The following is an 18,405-nucleotide window of genomic DNA, read 5'->3' as shown; positions in this document are numbered from 1 at the left end:
TTTTTATTTCTTATTTAAAACATGGGCATCTTTAGTCATCGCCGGTAAAATCAAAAACCAACTTCATTAAAAGTTGGTCTTTGTTATGCCATCTGAGAGCCTGTCCGCTTTTGTGCCTTTTAAAACAAATTTAAACAGGCTCTGAGAAGTGTCAATTTATTAAATGTTTCAGAAATTAATAAATGTCCTGAAACCGTGATGGTTTCTATTATTTAAATCTTATTTTACAATAATCTTCCCTTTCATCACCAGATGAACGGTGCAGTAATAATCGGAAGTCTTTTCGGGAGTGAACGTCCAGGACTGGCCGGTCTGTAACATCGGAGAAGTCCATGCCTTATGTGTTTCTGTCGCATTGTGCGCCACTACATCTTTGTTGATGAATGTTACCTGATCTCCTTTTTTAACGGTAATTGTTGCCGGATTAAATTTCATGTTTTCTATGGTGACCACTTGAGCGGATGCATTTGCATGAGTACCGCCCGCTGTATTTGTGTTAGCGTTCGCCGTTGCAGAATCCACTTTTGGAGTCGGTGCTGGCGTTGAGGTCTGGCTTACGCTTTTTTCGGTACTCATGGAATTGTCATTTACCGCAGGTATCGTATCTTTGGATCCCGGGTTGCAACTGATTATATTTAGTAAACAAACGATTGCAACGAAAGAAGATCCTGTTCTGAAAATGTTCTTTTGCGAAATCATTTTTCTGTTATTTAAATTCTTTCTGAATCATTTTTGCATGCTCAAGGTGCGTTTTAAAAATAGGCACTGCTTTTTCAAGCAAAGCTTTCAGTTCTGCGTTTTTAGACTGGGGTATCAGGATGGTTTCTACCGCTTTAATCGTGGATTCATGATAGGCAACCTCGTTGTCTACATATGCTTTATCAAAAGCTCTCCCTTTTTTTGCATGTAAGATTGCTTTTTCTTTTGTTGCCGCTTCTAATAAAGATTTTGTAACGGCATTCGTTTTTGGAGTCACTTTTAATTTCGTAACCAGATCTACGGCCATTTTAATCACAGCGTTATGGTCTCTTTTCATCGTAGCAGCAAAGTTTTTAATGTCTTTATGATGAGACTTTTTCAGTGCTATTTCAGCATATCCTATGTCAATTTGATTTGCCGTTACCGCAACAGAGGCAATTTCCGGATCGGTAAGCTGCGGCGTTTTTTGTTCCTGTGCAGAAACTTTGGTGGAAAATAACAATGCCGACAAAAGCATTGTTCCGGATAAAGCCAGGCTTTTTAAAGTTTTCATTTTTTCATGATTTAAGTTAATATATGATTCGATATTAAATTCAAATGATCCTTCCGGTTGCATTTAAAAATAATTTCTTATTTATTTTAAACTTGGATTATTTTTTCAAGAAAACGTATACGAAGTTACAATGTTTTGCATATCAAACCAAGTTAATTTTGAAAAAATATACAATTGGTAATAGTGAAAATATAAAAGGTGAATTTGTAAATTGTTGATTTTCAATAAAGAATTAAGTAATGAGCCGTCTGGTATAGTCCGATTTGGAGCAATCGGAAAATACCCCGACAGGTAAAATGGCCTTTTACTTAGAGAAAAAAGAATTGCTGTTAAACCGTACAAATAGCAAATATTTACAGGTTTCGTTAGGTCTTAGTTTATGAGATTATCTTGTCGATCGCTTTGGCCAGTTTGTAGTCTTTTTCGGTAATGACATCGCCTGCGTCGTGCGTGCATAAACTGATGTTCACTTTATTGTATTCGTTGGACCAGTCAGGGTGGTGCTGCATACTCTCTGCAATCAAGGCCACTCTGGTCATAAAAGCAAAGGCTTCGGAAAAATCTTTAAACTTAAAAGTCTGCTGCAGTTTTCCATCGGTTTCTTTCCACATGATTTTATGTTTTATTGATTATTATACCTTTTGCTGAATGCAAAAATGCCTCCATTTTGCAGTAATGCTGATCTTTATCATTGACACACAGCAAACTTTTATAACGGATTGAATTCCCGTACGGGCAAAAGCCGACGGACTTTATGCATCGGATTAAAAATTAAATTCTTCAGCAGATATCATAAAATATTACCAAAAAAGCTTTAATTTTGAGTATTAATAATAAGAGAAAATTAAAAAATTGAGAAAAAGATCTTAAAATAGTTGGATTTAAAAAGAGCTTCTCAATCCTGCTGTTTTTTAAAAAAAGGGAGAAGACAAAAATTCACCATGAGCACTCAAGTCTATTATTACCTGTTTCTGATTTTGTTTCTTGTCGTTTTTATAATCAGCATTATAGCAATTCTGAAAAACCCATTCTATTCAAACCCGGCAAAATTACTGTGGATTGCTGTTTGTCTTTTCATGCCGTTTTTGGGATCGCTTATATATTACTTTTATAGAAAAGGCTGATTAAGCTACTTTCCTGTTTTTAAAAATTATACAATAAGGAATTTGTTACGGGGAGTTCTGATCTGATCCGTGGCTAAAACTCTGTGCTACGATACCAAAGACTGGTAATCCGCTGGCGTTGCTATTGATGATCTGTACTGACAACCGTAACCGCCAGTACTTGAAAAGGGGAGTGCGGGTTTATAGATAAATGAGGGGATTCCTGGTAATGAAGATGAGGTTGTAGTCAAAACAGGATTTATACCACTTATGTTGATGCGGAGCGCGAAACTTTCAGCTACCACAAAACTCCGTGCGAAGAACGAAACCACGCCTATTGAAAATGTGCTGTCAGCTGCTGGCAATTTCATAGATCTACTTTTCTAAAAATGCAGTCAACGGCTTTATAAATCTGTCAAAAGATTCTATGTGGGGAAGATGTCCTATATTGTCCAATTCTACCAATGTCGAGTTTGGTATCGCTTGTTGTGTTTTCTTTCCTAATTCGTTGTAAAGTCCCATTTTCGATTGTAAATCTTTTGAGGCTCTTTCTCTACCTATCGCTGTCCTGTCACGTGTTCCGATGATAAGCAGTGTCGGACATTTAATGTTTTTGAATTCATATACCACAGGCTGTGTAAAAATCATATCGGTGGTCAGTGCTGCGTTCCATGCTATAACAGGATAGTCTTTGTGCAATGTCCAACCCGCCAAAAGGTTAAGCCAAGGGTCATATTGAGATTTCCAGGTGTTATCATAATAATATTTCAGCTGGTAGTTGCGATAGCTTTCCACGGTGTTTTTCAATTCGCTTTGGTAGTTGGCGTCAATGGTTTGATAGCTTGTCAGCACTTTGTAGTCCTCCAAACCGATTGGGTTTTCGAGAATGAGTTTATCTGTCATTTCAGGATAGGACAATGCAAATCTTGTAGCAAGCATTCCGCCCATAGAATGACCTAATAGCATAATTTTATTGATTTTGAGACGGTCCAGAATAGATTTGGTATTAAAAGCCAGCTGCTGAAAACTGTATTGGTAGTTTGCGGGTTTGGTGGATTTACCGAAGCCAATTTGGTCGGGTGCGATGACACGATAGCCTTTTTTATTCAACTCTTTTATCGTCTGTTCCCAATTAGCCGCATTGAAATTTTTGCCGTGCAGGAGCACGATGACTTTTCCATTAGGATTAATTGGCAATACATCTAAATAAGCCATTTTCAGATCTTGTCCCTGAGATTTCAACGGATGGAATTTGACCTCAAAAGGATAGGTTACAGTAGAAAGATCTTTATCCAAGGCCATTAATTTGTCCTGAGAGAAACAGGAGGAAAACTTTGCGATAACCAAAAGAATTAAAATGATTTTTTTCATTTTTCAATAATATTTTTTGTCAGTTTGTCTTTATAAAATATGAACTGTCGTGTGTCTTTGCTCGCAGCTAACGGTTGAGTATTTCTGCAGGCGGGCTAAAAATACGAAAACTTTCTATCTGCAGGAAATTTAATTAAGGGCTAAAATCTTCCGATGTAAACTTCAACGCCGCTTGTATAAATATCTTATTCAAAAAAAGCAGTCCTTCTGAAAAACTGCTTTGATGATCGAATTTCTAAAAACGATAACTCCATAGACTGCCAAATGCTGTTGAAAAGCCACCGGAGCTGAGCCTGTCCAGAGCACAGCAAAGGATTCAACGCGCTTTCATTTCTTGTCTTGCGGACAAAACGAAAGCTTAGTTATTAGCGGCTGGCATTTTCTCTAAACCATTTATCGGTTTGATATTTTTCAGGCACTTCATTTTTCCATGGATCTATTCCAAGTTTTTCTATTTCATCAAACCATAGGTCTCTTTTGGATTTCGGTAACCTTTCTCCGCAAAATGGGCAAAACTCAATTAAAATTGATGAACTTCCACCGTCGAAAATTTTCAAACCATACTCGTCAAACTTTTCAGTATAACTTATTGGCTTGTCAGTATCGTCAAAGTCAGTTGATGAATTAAGTTTTAGTTTTTCGCACATTGTTTAATCTTTTTTAAGAGTTTGACGGATGCTTGCCGCTAACGTTTAGGTATTTCTGCACGCGGGCTAAAAATACGAAAACTTTCTATCTGCTAAAATTTTAATTAATCGCTAAAATCTTCAAATGAAAACTTGATACCTCTGATCCAAATCCAATATTTCAGATTGATCATGCGCTCTTGATTTCCTTCAGTCAAAAACAAAAGAGAACGCCCCGATTTGGTGAGACCATGAAACCACAAATCAAACTATTTCCGGTAAGATCCTTTTTCCTCGAAAAGGGCTTTTTCGGTGCCCGCAGATTTTGTCGCAGGTGATGAGTGAGATTATTGGGGTTCAAAGCGGGATGAAGATGATAATGGCAATAGACTAAAGGGCATGTCCGTCCCTGATATAGGTTGACATAAATAAGTCAACAAATATGAAAGCAAACATTAAGAAACTTCAGAAGCATCGGGTTTTCAGTGAGGAATTTAAGAGGGAGATTGTCTCTCTATTTGAGAGTGGAAAATTCAGTGTATTACAGCTTGAAAAACTTTATGGAGTTTCGGACTCTGCTATTTACCAATGGATCTATAAATTTTCTACCTTTAACGAGAAAGGAATTAGAGTTGTAGAAATGAAAGAAAGCAGTGTACATAAGCTAAAAGAACTCGAGCAGAAGATTAAAGAACTTGAGCAAGCCGTTGGTCAGAAGCAGATTATGATCGATTATCTGGAAAAAATGATTGATATAGCCAAGGAAGATCTGGACATTGACATAAAAAAAAATTACGGCAACCAACGCTCTGCTGGTTCAGGCAACATTCCGAAGAAAAAGAATTCTCCCTGAATGCTTTATATCGGGCAGTAGGGATCAGCAGGCAGGCGGTGCAACAATATGAGTATCGACAGAACATTTTTGATGAAAAAGTACGTGCTCTAATGTTGGAAGCCCACGAACTACGGAATGAGCACCCAGGATGCGGAGTAGAGAAAATGTATTATGCCTTAAAGCCGGAATTCATGGGCAGAGACCGCTTCATAGAACTTTTTATGGAATTGGGCTTCAGGCTGGAGCACAAGAGGAATTACCGCAAAACGACCCATTCCGTCGCCTCCGAATATCCCAATCTTATCAAAGGTATGGAGGTAAATGCACCTAACACCATCTGGCAGTCGGATATTACGTATATTTACGTTAACGATAGGTTTTATTACGCAGTTTTCATCATTGATGTATACACGAAAAAGATTACAGGATACAAAATATCCAATAATATGAGGGCAACCGCGAATGTAGAAGCCTTGAAAATGGCAGTAAGAGACCATTGTTTTCCTAAAATCCATCACTCGGACAGAGGAGGGCAATACATTTATAAAGAATATGTCAAGTTGCTGAAAGAAGGGTCTACTCAAATAAGCATGGCCTTGTCTGCACAGGATAATGCATATGCAGAGCGGATAAACAAGACCATAAAAGAAGAATATCTGGATCGATGGAAACCCATGAACTTTGAACAGTTGAAGAAATTTACGAAGCGAGCGGTTGATCAATATAATAACCGCCGACCACACAATAACCTTGGCCGGTTATCGCCTGTAGAATTTGAAAGAAGATGGCAGGAAAAGGGATTTTCATCCCAACCCATTATCACCATCTATGATAATAATGAGCCGTAAAAAAAAGAGGTTACCCAATGTGGAAAGCTATTAAAATATGGATAAATTTAGAAATGATTGCACTTAAAATTTACCCACATTTTAACAGCCACATTCAACAACGACCATGAAAATAATTATATAAAAACAAGTCAACACTATTCAGGGATTGGCAGCAGTAAGGTCTTCATCTGTTGATGCGTCCTGCAAAATGTCTGTTTTGGGTGTGAACTTAATATTTTCGCTCTGGCCTGTTTCCATTTTAAAAATTTTATAGAGAATACCCGGCAAGGAAAGTAGCACTGGTCCAAAAACCAAACCCATCATTCCAAAAAGGTTAAGACCTAATAAAACCCCGAAGACGGTAATCAAAGGATGGATATCTGCCATTTTTTTAAGAACGGTAAATCTTAAAATATTATCAATTGAACCCACAAATATCAGACAGTACAGTCCCAGTAGCAAGCCGCTGTTGATATCGCCGGTTGCCAACTGATATATACAGATGGGAATCCAGATAAACATGGTGCCGATTACCGGTAATACGGATGCAGCTCCGGTAAGTAATCCCCAAAAAATAGCGTTGTTTACATCAAAAATAAAATAACCAATAATCGCAACCACTGCCTGCGCAAAAGCGATAATAGGAATACCATACGCGTTGGACGTGATGAGTCCGGCATTTTCATTTATAAAATAATTTTTACTCCGCTCCGATAAGGGCAGCATTTCCTTAAAATCAGCTTCCATGCTTCTGGTGTTTAACAGCATGTAGTACAGTATGAAAAGAGCTACGAAAATATTAGCGAAAATTTGACCAACTGCATTGAGGGTGGAAGGAATGACAGAGATCGCTTTATTAATGAGCTGTACAATCTGCTCATGGGTCACTTTAAAATCAAAGCGTTGCAGAAATTCATTATTTTCCAGGAAGATTTGTATCGACTGAAATTTTTCTATAATGGTATTCCGATCATTGATCAGCTCATTTATTTTGGGCACCAAAAAATCAATTAAGATCCACAGGGGTATGCCAAAGCTGATGATGAGCAAGGTGAAAATAAAAGTAACCGCTAAATCACTGTTCCACTTTTTCTGACCGACCAGTTTACGGTATAATTTCCGTGTTAGAAAATATAAGGTAATAGCGCCCAAAAGACCCGACACAAAATATTGCAAAACAAAAACATCAACCGCTAATATTACAATCGCCAGCACGATAAGTGTTTGCTGAATAGTTTTTTTTCGAAAGACATTTTTCACCACTTTTTATTTATTAATCAAATATACATAAATGAAGTTGCAAATCTTACACAATGGGATCAGAGATGAAATCATGAACTTAGTTTTTTTTCAGTGTAAATATTTTAGAAATTTCTAAGACAATAAATGGTATTATACCGAGTGATAAAGCGACCATCCAACCTTTCGCATCTGGGATATGGAGCTTGAACGCGGTACGTAAAACAGGAATAAATAACAGCATCAACTGCAGGAATATTCCTAAAAGAAGGGTGCTGTTTAAAAATTTGTTGCCCAGAATATTAAATTGATAAAAAGGTTTTTTACTGTTTCGCAAACCGAACGAGTAGAAGAGTTGGGCAAATACCAAAACCAGGAATGTTAAAGTTCGTGCATTTTTAAGTACTTCTTCCGGAATATCTTTATCAAAAGGGGAGGATCCCATTTCATAAAACCCATACCAGAACGCGAAAATGGTTATCGCTCCAATCAAAATACCTCCTGAAAATACCTGAATTCCGCCACCATTAGAAAAGAAATTATCACTGAATTTTCTGGGTTTATCCTTCATTACTTCAGAATCACTCTCATCCATTCCAAGAGCGATTGCAGGAAGTGAATCCGTTAATAAATTAATCCATAAAAGCTGTGTAGCAATTAATGGTGAAGGCCATCCTAAAGAGAGTGGGATAAACATGGCGAGGACTTCGCCCAGATTGCAGGTCAACAGAAACAGGACCGATTTTTTAATATTATTAAAGATGTTTCTTCCCTGTTCAATGGCAACCACGATAGTAGAAAAATTATCGTCGGTGAGAATCATGTCTGCCGCGTTTTTTGCGACATCGGTTCCCGTAATACCCATAGCGACGCCGATGTCTGCAACCTGAAGCGAGGGACCGTCATTAACACCATCACCCGTCATGGAAACGACATTTCCGTTGGCCTGAAACGCCTGAACGATTTTCACTTTATGCTGCGGTGAAACCCTTGCAAAGACCCGGTAGTTTCCGACTTTCTGCTGCAGTTCCTCATCACTTAATTCATCCAGTTCCGGACCTGTCAACACCTGATCCATATTATCGGCAACTTCGAGATTTTTCGCAATGGCTAAAGCCGTGTTTTTGTGATCTCCTGTAATCATAACAGTTTTTATACCGGCCTGTTTTGCCAATGTAATTGCCGGTTTTACTTCTTCGCGCGCCGGATCGATCATTCCGACCAAACCGATTAAAACCAAATCTTTTTCCATTTGATCAGGAGGAGTGCTCATATCAGCAGATTTATAAGCGAGAGCGAGTGTTCGTAATGCATTGTCCGACATTTTTCTGGCCGCATGCCGAAAGTTTTTAATATCCTCCGGGGTGATGTTTCTTATTTCATCTTTATCATAAACCTTCGTTACCAGCTTTAATAAATTGTCTAAAGCGCCTTTCGTATAAACCGTAACCTCATTTCCTGATTTGATCAAAACCGACATCATTTTTCGGTTGCTTTCAAAAGGGTTCTCAGCAATCCGCTCATTTTTTTGTATTAATCCTGTTCTGTCAAGACCGATCTGATCGCCCAGAATGAGCAGGGCAATTTCTGTTGGGTCACCTGTGGCCGCATCATTTTCCAGGGTTGCGTCTGAACATAGAATCATCCCTTCAGATAATTTGCGGTAGGAGTCAGAAACAGTATTTTTTTTAAGTAAATCCAACAGGACTAAACCGTCTGCGGTATAGAGTTCGGTTACGGTCATTTTATTGAGCGTAAATGTCCCTGTTTTATCCGAGCAGATGATGTTCACGGAACCTAAAGTTTCCACCGCCGGCAGTTTACGGATAATCGCATTTTTTTTAGACATGGCGGTAACACCAATGGAAAGTACCACCGCTACAATTGCGGCCAAACCTTCGGGAATAGAAGCAACTGCCAAAGAAACGGATATCAGGAACATTTCGGCCGGATCCCTTCCCTGAAACCAGGAAATCCCAAAGATGACGATACAGATTCCCACCGCAATTTTTCCCAGGGTTTTCCCAAGATCGCTTAATTTTTTTTCCAACGGAGTCTTCATCTGAAAATCGTTATCAAGAAGGTCAGCAATTTTCCCGACTTCGGTATTCATTCCGGTCTCTACTACGATTCCACTGCCACGACCGGCCGTAACAACCGTTGACATAAAAGCCATATTCTCCCGGTCAGCGATTGGTAAATTGAGATCTGTTAAAGTGGCGGCCGCATTTTTAAGTACAGGAACCGCTTCGCCGGTGAGTGACGATTCTTCAATCTGTAAATTCACCGTTTCCAGCAAACGCAAATCTGCCGGGATTATCCGACCGGCATCTAAAATAATAAGATCACCGGGAACAAGTTCTGCACCGTCGATTTCTTTCGTTTGTCCGTTTCTTTTTACTAAGGCTTTGGGAGACGACATTTTCAACAACGCCTCAATAGCTTTGCCTGCTTTTACTTCCTGATAGGTTCCAATGGCGGCATTGAGGAGAATAACCAAAATGATAATGCTGGCATCAATATATTCCCCCATGAAAACTGTGATGATCACCGCCGCAAAAAGAATATAGATCAGCCAGTCTTTTAATTGCGAAAGGAAAATTTTATAGACTGGTTTTTTCGTCTTTGCTTTTAATGCATTTGGCCCGAAACGTTCTTTCCTTTTCAGAGCTTCCACTTCCGACAGGCCATTGTCTGAATCCAGGGAAAGTTTATTTAAAGTTTCCGGGACGGACTGGGTAAACCACTGTTGTATTTCTTTAGACATGCGGAGAAATATATTTAGAAAATAGCTAGATGCAAATTACTGATTTTAAGGGACATCGCAACGGGAAATTTCAAAAAATAAATTTGATCAGACACGAAGCTAAATACCTTACCGCAGAAAAAAAACGCTGATAATAATGAATTTAATGGAACGGAAAAAGTAGTGAGGCACATTATAATACTGCAAAGCGGGGCTTCGGAGTGTGTGATTTTGTAAGATTATTGGGGCACAGGACCGGAGATTTTCAGCAGCGGCAAATTGTCTTCTTTAGCCAAGAAAAACCGAAGAAAACTACTCATAAAGGCTACCAATGGACAAAAAAAAAGCTTGTTATTAACTAATCTTCGGAAGATCTAAAATGGTTAAACTTGCGATTCCTCCGCACTATTGCCAATACGATGTTAGCGGACGTTTTTTTTTATTTTAATTTCCTGAGAGATATTTTATAATTGTCAGCCATTTATTTTCTTTCTAATGTAAATAGTTATGATTGTAAAAATGAATAGTGTTGATAATGTCAAGTAAAAATAGTTCGTCGTTTTGCTCGGAATATTGTGCCCGCCTCCAACTGCTAAAATCCCCATGAATAAGGTCCCGATTAAAAGTAGAATCAATACTGTCAGGATTATATTTATTAATAATTTCATGTAATATTTTGGGTCAAACTTGATTTCTGCTTTCCGAAGACAGTTATTATTTTGGTTAGTTTTAAATGACCGCTAACGGTTTGCGGCTTGGCGTAGTGGCTGATTTAAACCACAAATGTTGATACGAAGCACACAGTTCAAATATAGCACAAATGTTCATACGAAGAACGTCACCCGCCATTACGCCAAACCGCTGTTAGCAGTTCGGGCTTTATTGAGTAGAATAACTTTCAACTTTTGTTTTCTAATTTTGTAGTGTCAATACCTTTTATGAGTAACCATAAACAAAGACCTAATTCGCCTATAAAAATTGGAATTGCAAGGTAAATGAATAGTGGATTAGAAAATCCTTTTGAGAGAAACATTGTAAAACTATTTATCAAGTAACAGAGTCCCGCTAATGCATAAGCTACTCCAACAATTTTAGGTATTGCATTAGTTTTGAAAATTATATATCCAATTAACATACAATAAAATCCAAAGAATACTAAACCAATACCATAACCTTGTGCTTGAATATTTAAGGACAAAAGTGAAAGTGTTGCTAATTGGTTAGGTTGAAAAGTATTTAAGTAAGTGTCATTGCTTAATAGTAACAATGGTGTAATTTGATTTAATAGATTGACTGCAATAATTGCCGTTTGAATAATAACTAATGCTAAAGCAATTTGCAGAATAATTTTATTTGACTTTTTGAAAAAGTGATATATTATCAATATTGTGGGTATGCCAGCTACAAAATTGACAAGGTCAGCCACAAAACCCAAACGAAAAAGCATTTCATTAGTTTGAATGTTGTGGGCAGTTGCTAAAGCATCGTTTGAGACTCTTAATGATTGTCTAACAAAAACTTCTGAAAATAATCCTGTAGCTATTACAATTAAATAACAAAAGCCTGCAATTCGTGCTAAATTTTTATCTGAAATCATTTCATTGTCGGTTTGATATAATTGTTGTTTATCATTCTTGAATTTGCAGGGTGTTTTTAGCCTGCTAACGGTTTGGGCTTTGCGATGGTGGGCATTTCGAAGCCGAAGCTTTCAACTAGAATACAAATTTCTACCGAAGTACAAAAACGTGAATTGAAAACTTTCTGCCCACTATTGCAAAACCAATGTTGGCAGATGGTGTTTTACTTTAAACTATCTTTAGGAATTGGAAACAAATCCCAATTCGTATAATTGGGATATTTTATTTTCATTATTTCATAATAAATGAAATAATGTCTATTTTTCGACATTGATTAGGGGTGGGATCATTCCTTTTTTTTCATCTAATATTTCTGGATGGTTCAATTTCATAATTTTCATACAAATTGAATCTGCTTTATCTAAATACATTTTTTTTGTTTGTATAACAACCATAGAATCTAAATTATCTTTACCGCTGAAATAATATGCATAATTAACTCCTGAACAAAAACTCATAATAACAACTACTGTTCCTTTTTTTTTTCCATCTTGTACAACTAAATCACAAAAGGTTTTGTTATTACTTAATAATTCTTTTTCGCTCAAAAATTTGTGATATTTTCCATTTTTTATATTTTGATTTTTTTTCTCCCTAAGGATTTGTATGGTAGTTAATCTTTCATTGTATTTTACGAAATTTATTGATTTATTAACCATCATTTGGTAATCAGGGTTTTGTGTACAAGAAACACAAAATATTATAAGTATTAAATATTTCATCTCATTTATTTATAAATTGTTGAATATATTTTCCTGCTGTATTTTTAGTAATTACCATTTTATAAACTTCATTTTCAAATAATACACCTGTTTCTGTTCCGTTGATTGGGTTTGTCCCCGTAAGATAATTTCCGTAATGTACAAATTCATGCAAAATTGTGACAGCTAACAAAAAGTTTGTTGCATCAGCTGTCGTATGTAATGTAGCTTGTTGTAATCCTAATGCGAAATCTTCGCGAATATATAAAACGTTTGGAGTTGCAGACGAGAATAAGCCATAACAATCTACTGGATTAGCAGGATCAGTAGCATCTTTTAATCCTGGAATTAGTTCAATTTGTGGTCCTTGTCCAAAAGTAAGTTTATCTAGTATTTGCGCGTAGGTCATTCCAGATATCTCAATCAGTTTATTCAAAATAATTGGATTATTTTGAACATAAGACTTGAGACCTTTTACCATCTGAGTGAACTTTGGATATTTTATTTGGTCTAAGCTTCTCATTTTAAAGTCTGGAGAACTTAAAGTAACATAATCTAAAATATTGGCAGGGTTTTCTAAAATAACCTTTTGTATAAAGTCATTAGGAATATCTGTAATAAACCAATTTTCAAACTGCGCCCAAGTTGTATTAGGTTTTTGTACAAAGAAATCAATACCCCATTTAGAAAAATTTAAATCTTGATTATACTCATAGTTTTGAATTAAATAATTTTTTATTTCCTGATTTAAAGAACTAAATTTTGTTCTGTAATTGGCATCTAAACCAAAATAAAGCGCACCTATTCCTCCTCCAGAGCCATTTCCATCATTTATTCCAATACCTCCACCATCACTTGGATATTCAAAACCATCTATATCACAGTGTAACATTGCTGTTTCAAACACAGTCCAACAATTTGCACAGCAATTAACATTTCCACCACAATCTGCAAGTGTTTTGTGACCAGCTTGGCAAGTGCCACCAGAAGTTAAAATTTGATAGTAGCAATATGTTTTGCTATATATCGTTTTCTTAGATATTTTTTCAGAATCAAATAATTCTTCTATATCGCCATGAAAGTGATTAGGTTGATAAACTTCATTTGGTGTATATTTTAAAACCCTGTAAATCCACTCACCCGTTTTTTTCTTCAGGAAAATAAGGTTATAGAAAACATTATTTTCTTCATTTTTTTTTGAAGCAATAAAAAAAGAATAAGTTGTGGGTTGATTATTTTGATTCATAGTAAACATAATTTCATCCATGTTTATAATGAAATTATCTATTATAAAAGAATCCAGAACTAATAAATTGTTTTTCTTAGAATCATTCGTCAATTTAGAAGAAAAATCCATATTAGTTTCTGCAACAAAATCAGAATAATTAGTATGATTTCTTAAGTACAGTAATTCTGAATGGTTGTGAGAGTTTTCATTTTGATTATCCAAAAGTTCACTTCTGCAACCAAAAAGAAAGAATAAACCAAATAATAGAATTGCATTTAAAAGTAGTTTTCTTTTCATATTGTTTTGTCGGCAGATTTTAAGCGGATTAGTTTGGATACACTGTCTGCCAACGGTTGGGTATTTCTGTTGGCGGGGATTTTTATAACTAATCTTTGTAAATATAACAAAAAGAACAATTAGCAAAAATCTTTATGATGTAAACTTCAACCCCGCTAATAGAAATACTTTGTTGTCTGCAGTGTTTTTCAGATTCACTTTTTTTATAGTTCATGAATAAAAAATCGCATTTGTGGTTTTTAATATTTTTCGAGTAATTTTATAATATCTTCCAATCCTCCGTATTTTTTTTCTACTATTTTACCATTGCTGTCCACTAAAATTTGAAGTGGATAACCTTTTGAATTAAGTTTTTTGGGAAATTCCTTGTTGACATCAAAATAATTTTTCCAAGTTACTTTATTTTCGGTTAAAATTTTATTTGCCAAGTCCTTTTTTTGTTTTTCGTTTTCATCTGCTACAGAAATAAAATTTATTCCTTTCTCTTTATATTTATTATAAAGTTCTACAAGTTTAGGAAGGTCTTCTATACAAGGTTTGCAACTTGTTGCCCAATAATCAATTAAAGTTAACTGGTAATTTTGAAAATCGACTTTTGAAATTTGGTTTGCATTATCAAATTTTAAAGTCGGAAGATTACCACCAATTTCCGTTGAATTTTCAATTTTCATATCTTTTAAGAACTCTTTGTAAGCCTTCGTATCTTTTATTTTTTTAGAAAAAAGTTTTAGATTTTCTAAATAAATATTATTAAAACCAAATCTACTATAATCGTTTACAATTACCCAAAATGCACCGAAAGAACTTGGATCTTTTTTTATCAAATTTCTTATTGTTTTTTGTTTTTCAACTATGAATTTTGGGTCATTATTTTGAAATGTAAGAAGTTTGTCGGTAATATTTTTTGTTAAATTTTCTATATTTTGAAAATCTTTGTTTGCGGATGATTTAGATTCCAAATCAAATTCTAAAAACTTGTCTTTAATGTAAATAACATATTTTAAATTTTCTATAATAAACGGTTTTGAAACATAACCTCCATTTATTTTAGGGTCATAATATGAAATGTTTACTAAAATAGGATATTTTGTAACTCCCGATACTATCGTTTTCCCATTATTTACTTTTGTGGTTGCGGAACTAAATTGATTGTTATATTTCACATCATCATTTGTGTGAATTACCATTTCTGAATATTTTGAATATTCGACAGGCGAAATAAACAGGGAATCTTTTTCAAATAGTTTCGCTGAAATGTTCATTTCAAATTTGTTTTGACAAAAAAACGAATTGAACAATAAACATAAAAATATGGTTACAACTGATTTCATTATGCTGTTTTAAGTTAGGCGATTTGATTACGAAAATTATTTCTCTGTTTTAACATCAATATTTATTGAAGGAACCAGACTTGCAGGAAGTTTTCTCCATTTCTCTACAAAATTTCGGAAATATGAACTTCCAAAAAATCCTGCGCTTATCCAAAAACTCCCTTTGAAATTTCTATCAAGTGGTTGAAAACTAACGAAAATCTTATCTTTAAACCAAATGTTTTTGTCAGAAACATCTAAAGTGAAAACATTGTCTTTAATATTATCACTGCTTACAGAAAAGAAAATGTCTTCCGAATTTAAAATTTTGTCTGGTTTCCCATCCAATTCAGAATAAATGATAAATCGTGCAGGTATTGGATTGCTTACTTCAAATTTTGCAAAATTAATATTGATTTTATTTATTTTAGATTTGGTTTTTGCCTGAATAGGAACTGCAATCTCGGCTTGTGGTTTTTCCAATTCTTCTAGTGTATATTTTTTAATGGCAATTGAAGAATTTTTAGAAAGATAATCTAAATGTATTTTCTTTGATTTAGAGTTATATCCTACATTTTTCACAACATACTTTTTGCTTGAAATTTCAACTTCTTGGATGTTTATTACTTTGGGATTCAGGTCAATTGTTGTAGAATTAAGTTTCATTAAATTCGCAACGCTAATTTTGTAACTTTCAAAACCTGCAATTTCAATTTTTATAATTGAATTCCCATCAATATTTGTTAAATCAATTGAAAAGTCTCCTTTTTCATCGCTGAAAGTTCCTTTCTCAATATTTTCAAAGCCAATTTTTGCAAATTGAATTGGGGTGTTGTCTTCACTAGAGATTAAACTTCCTGAAATAATTTGCGCAAAACAAAAATTTGTAATAAAAATTACTAACAATAAAAAATGTTTCTTCATAAAATTTGTTTGGGTAAATTAGTGCATATTTTTAATATTCAGTGTTGTGATGCAGTTTTTTTGTAACATTGCAGACAACGAAAAAGTATTTGCGAAGAACGGGCAACTAAAAACCAAAAGTGGTAAGGAAAACCGCGCAGAGCAAAATGCTTTTTCAGATTTCTAAATTACTAAAAATTGAAATATGAAAAGCATTTTTGCGGATATTAAAACCAAATTTTCAAAGGAAAAATTCAACCCCGTTTTTTGCAAATACACTGTTAGCCGCAGTATTTTTTAGTCCAAGTAAACATTTACTTTTTTTAACCTTTCAGAAATTCTATTTGTCAAATCTTTTCCTGTTGCATCAAAAATCTTGATGTTTCCATTATAAATTGAAGGATTTTCAATGTAGTTTTTTCTCGCTTCTAAATATTGTTTTTTATTTTTAGTTTCCACCAGATTAGTATACTGAATAAGTTCAATTTCTTCGTTAGATTTCTTCAATTCAGTTGCAAAGATCTTTATGGTATTGTTTTTATTGTAAACTTCTAAAATAAGACCTGACAAACCTTTAAATCTAAACGGTCCATCACTTATTGGAATATCTTCAGTAAACCAAGCATAAAAATGGTCATTATTATCTGTTTTAGTTTCTGCAAGTCTACATTGATAACCCATTATTTCTTTTTTTTCATCTAATATTTTCCATTCAAGTGCAGGTTCAATGAATTTGAAAATATACTTTCCAACTGGTAGAAATGCTAATGTTTTTTCTTCCAATTTTAAAACACTACCTACATATTTTGGGTATCTAGGTATTTGTCCAACGCTTGTTACAATTTTTTCACCTTGATTGTCAGCTCGATTAAAGAATATTTTTGCGCTTTCAAAAAAGTATAAAGATTTTGATTCATTCGCTAAAAGTATGTAATCATAAGTTTCAATTTTTTCTTTGTTTACTGAATCATTTACAAATTTCGTTTCGTAAGTCACCTTAATTTTTGCTACATCTTGACTGTAGATTTGCACTGAAATTAGAAAAATAAAAAATGAAAAAATAATGTTCATTGGTGCGGTTTCTTTATAATATTGCGGCTAACGGTTGGGTATTTCTGTTGGCGGGGATTTTTATAACTGGTCTTTGTAAATATAACCAAAATGAACAACTAGCGAAAATCTTTATGATGTAAACTTCAACCCGCTAATAGAAATATCTTGTTATCTGCAGTCGTTTTATTCATAAGAGGTTTCGATTATAGGTTTTTTAGGAAAATATTTTTTTCCATTAATGTCTTCTAAAGTAGGAAAGCATTTCAATGTTTTTTTATCAATTTGTTCAAACCTTAGTTCAGCATTTTTTATAAAAGTTTCCTCAAAGCCGTTATTGTTTAATTCGGTTTTTAAAATTTGTTTCAGTTTTGGAATGTCAGATGTTAACGCTCTTATCTCAGCGCTTTTAGGGCTCACATTTTCCTCAATGATATTTATTGTGATTTCATTTATGTTAAGTTTATTGAAAAGTCTAATAATCCAATCTGCCATATATCCGTTTTCATAATAACCAAGTGTGCTTAAATAACTTAATGCTAAATTTCCAGGAATTCCTCGCAAGTTTTTAGTTGTTGGCATTTATTTCTTTTGTGTTATGCGGTTTTTCGGACACGATTGCAGATAACGGTTGGGTATTTCTATTGGCGGGGATTATTATAACTGGTCTTTGTAAATATAACAAAAAGAACAATTAGCGAAAATCTTTATAATGTAAACTTCAACCCCGCTAATAGAAATACCGTGTTAGCTGCAGTTCTTTTGTCAGATCTGAAAGAATATCTTTAAAATTGCAAATAATCCAAGCAGAATTGGAAAAATTACATCCAAGAAAAATACAGACTTTTTTATTACCGTGTTAAGAGTATAATTAGGTTTTAACTTGTCAGGAACAAATTTGTCGCTACTATACTGAATATTTATTTCAGTCATATTTCTTTCCTTGATAAACTTTAAGAATTTTGCATATTTTTCTTTGGAAAATTCATCGCTATATCTTATTAACAATGCGATTATTTCAAAAATTATTAGATATCCAACAAGCTGCGGAATGATAGAAGCGTCTTCAACTGGTATTTTAAAGCCAAGAAACTCAATATTTCCCGTCGAGTTTTTCACAAGCATTTTAAAAGATATTCCTGCAAAAGAACTGATTAATAAAGTTTTTCGGATTTGTTTAGTGTCACTAAATTCAAAATTGTCAATCATTTCGGTATTTTCAAATAGAATTGCAGCTAACGTTTTGCGGCTTGGCGTAGTGGCGGATTTTTAGCATA

The 18,405-nt window shown here is 34.5% G+C and carries 18 protein-coding genes; 3 read left to right on the top strand and 15 right to left on the bottom strand.

All coding sequences use genetic code 11. The annotated features are described in order from the left end of the window. Positions 1-219: 219 nt before the first annotated feature. The 3 genes from QGN23_RS03875 to QGN23_RS03865 form a co-directional block, all read right to left on the bottom strand. A complete protein-coding gene (locus tag QGN23_RS03875; protein WP_282905718.1) occupies positions 220-699 on the bottom strand; it encodes a cupredoxin domain-containing protein in 480 nt (159 codons plus the stop codon). Between the two features lie 7 nt (positions 700-706). Then, positions 707-1,252 (bottom strand): DUF4142 domain-containing protein, encoded by a 546-nt coding sequence (locus QGN23_RS03870; RefSeq protein ID WP_282905717.1) that lies wholly within the window; start codon positions 1,250-1,252, stop codon positions 707-709. Between the two features lie 377 nt (positions 1,253-1,629). Next, positions 1,630-1,863: a 4a-hydroxytetrahydrobiopterin dehydratase gene (locus QGN23_RS03865; RefSeq protein WP_282905716.1), complete on the bottom strand. Its 234-nt coding sequence runs from the start codon at positions 1,861-1,863 to the stop codon at positions 1,630-1,632. 330 nt (positions 1,864-2,193) lie between these two features. Here QGN23_RS03865 and QGN23_RS14890 point away from each other — a divergent pair, with 330 nt between their 5' ends. Next, positions 2,194-2,376, top strand: coding sequence for a PLDc N-terminal domain-containing protein (locus tag QGN23_RS14890; protein WP_396127344.1), 183 nt, complete (start codon positions 2,194-2,196; stop codon positions 2,374-2,376). 354 nt (positions 2,377-2,730) lie between these two features. Here the strand turns inward: QGN23_RS14890 and QGN23_RS03860 are convergent, their stop codons facing one another. Continuing rightward, positions 2,731-3,726: an alpha/beta fold hydrolase gene (locus tag QGN23_RS03860; RefSeq protein ID WP_282905715.1), complete on the bottom strand. Its 996-nt coding sequence runs from the start codon at positions 3,724-3,726 to the stop codon at positions 2,731-2,733. 365 nt (positions 3,727-4,091) lie between these two features. Then, on the bottom strand, positions 4,092-4,373 hold the full coding sequence (locus tag QGN23_RS03855) for a DUF6980 family protein (protein ID WP_282905714.1): 282 nt from the start codon (positions 4,371-4,373) through the stop codon (positions 4,092-4,094). Between the two features lie 421 nt (positions 4,374-4,794). On the opposite strand from QGN23_RS03855, the gene QGN23_RS03850 reads away from it, so the two are divergent. Together QGN23_RS03850 and QGN23_RS03845 are read left to right on the top strand one after the other, a co-directional pair. Further along, positions 4,795-5,205 carry a transposase gene (locus tag QGN23_RS03850; protein WP_282905713.1) on the top strand — a complete coding sequence of 137 codons (411 nt, stop codon included), beginning with the start codon at positions 4,795-4,797 and terminating at the stop codon, positions 5,203-5,205. Continuing rightward, the gene (locus tag QGN23_RS03845; RefSeq protein ID WP_317622318.1) at positions 5,202-6,035 is read left to right on the top strand and encodes an IS3 family transposase; all 834 of its coding nucleotides are present in this window, start codon (positions 5,202-5,204) and stop codon (positions 6,033-6,035) included. The genes QGN23_RS03850 and QGN23_RS03845 overlap by 4 nt, the downstream gene beginning before the upstream one ends. 141 nt (positions 6,036-6,176) lie before the next feature. Here the strand turns inward: QGN23_RS03845 and QGN23_RS03840 are convergent, their stop codons facing one another. The 10 genes from QGN23_RS03840 to QGN23_RS03795 all read right to left on the bottom strand — a co-directional run bounded on the left by QGN23_RS03840 (position 6,177) and on the right by QGN23_RS03795 (position 18,337). Beyond that, positions 6,177-7,277 carry an AI-2E family transporter gene (locus QGN23_RS03840; RefSeq protein ID WP_282905712.1) on the bottom strand — a complete coding sequence of 367 codons (1,101 nt, stop codon included), beginning with the start codon at positions 7,275-7,277 and terminating at the stop codon, positions 6,177-6,179. A gap of 79 nt (positions 7,278-7,356) precedes the next feature. Further along, positions 7,357-10,023: a cation-translocating P-type ATPase gene (locus QGN23_RS03835; RefSeq protein WP_282905711.1), complete on the bottom strand. Its 2,667-nt coding sequence runs from the start codon at positions 10,021-10,023 to the stop codon at positions 7,357-7,359. Positions 10,024-10,900: 877 nt separating this feature from the next. Further along, positions 10,901-11,599: a DUF4386 domain-containing protein gene (locus tag QGN23_RS03830; protein ID WP_282905710.1), complete on the bottom strand. Its 699-nt coding sequence runs from the start codon at positions 11,597-11,599 to the stop codon at positions 10,901-10,903. 297 nt (positions 11,600-11,896) lie between these two features. Next, complete coding sequence (locus QGN23_RS03825; RefSeq protein ID WP_282905709.1) at positions 11,897-12,361, bottom strand: hypothetical protein; 465 nt, start codon at positions 12,359-12,361, stop codon at positions 11,897-11,899. A gap of 1 nt (position 12,362) precedes the next feature. After that, positions 12,363-13,865 carry a hypothetical protein gene (locus QGN23_RS03820; RefSeq protein ID WP_282905708.1) on the bottom strand — a complete coding sequence of 501 codons (1,503 nt, stop codon included), beginning with the start codon at positions 13,863-13,865 and terminating at the stop codon, positions 12,363-12,365. 239 nt (positions 13,866-14,104) lie between these two features. After that, the gene (locus QGN23_RS03815; protein ID WP_282905707.1) at positions 14,105-15,127 is read right to left on the bottom strand and encodes a TlpA family protein disulfide reductase; all 1,023 of its coding nucleotides are present in this window, start codon (positions 15,125-15,127) and stop codon (positions 14,105-14,107) included. A 105-nt stretch (positions 15,128-15,232) separates the two neighbouring features. Beyond that, positions 15,233-16,099: a carboxypeptidase-like regulatory domain-containing protein gene (locus QGN23_RS03810; RefSeq protein WP_282905706.1), complete on the bottom strand. Its 867-nt coding sequence runs from the start codon at positions 16,097-16,099 to the stop codon at positions 15,233-15,235. A gap of 276 nt (positions 16,100-16,375) precedes the next feature. Then, the gene (locus QGN23_RS03805; RefSeq protein WP_282905688.1) at positions 16,376-17,149 is read right to left on the bottom strand and encodes a GLPGLI family protein; all 774 of its coding nucleotides are present in this window, start codon (positions 17,147-17,149) and stop codon (positions 16,376-16,378) included. Between the two features lie 165 nt (positions 17,150-17,314). Beyond that, complete coding sequence (locus QGN23_RS03800) at positions 17,315-17,710, bottom strand: hypothetical protein (protein WP_282905705.1); 396 nt, start codon at positions 17,708-17,710, stop codon at positions 17,315-17,317. A 183-nt stretch (positions 17,711-17,893) separates the two neighbouring features. Then, on the bottom strand, positions 17,894-18,337 hold the full coding sequence (locus tag QGN23_RS03795; protein ID WP_282905704.1) for a hypothetical protein: 444 nt from the start codon (positions 18,335-18,337) through the stop codon (positions 17,894-17,896). Positions 18,338-18,405: the final 68 nt, after the last annotated feature.

Source organism: Chryseobacterium gotjawalense, assembly GCF_030012525.1.
Lineage (GTDB): Bacteria > Bacteroidota > Bacteroidia > Flavobacteriales > Weeksellaceae > Kaistella > Kaistella gotjawalense.
This window is presented reverse-complemented; position numbering and strand designations above follow the sequence as displayed.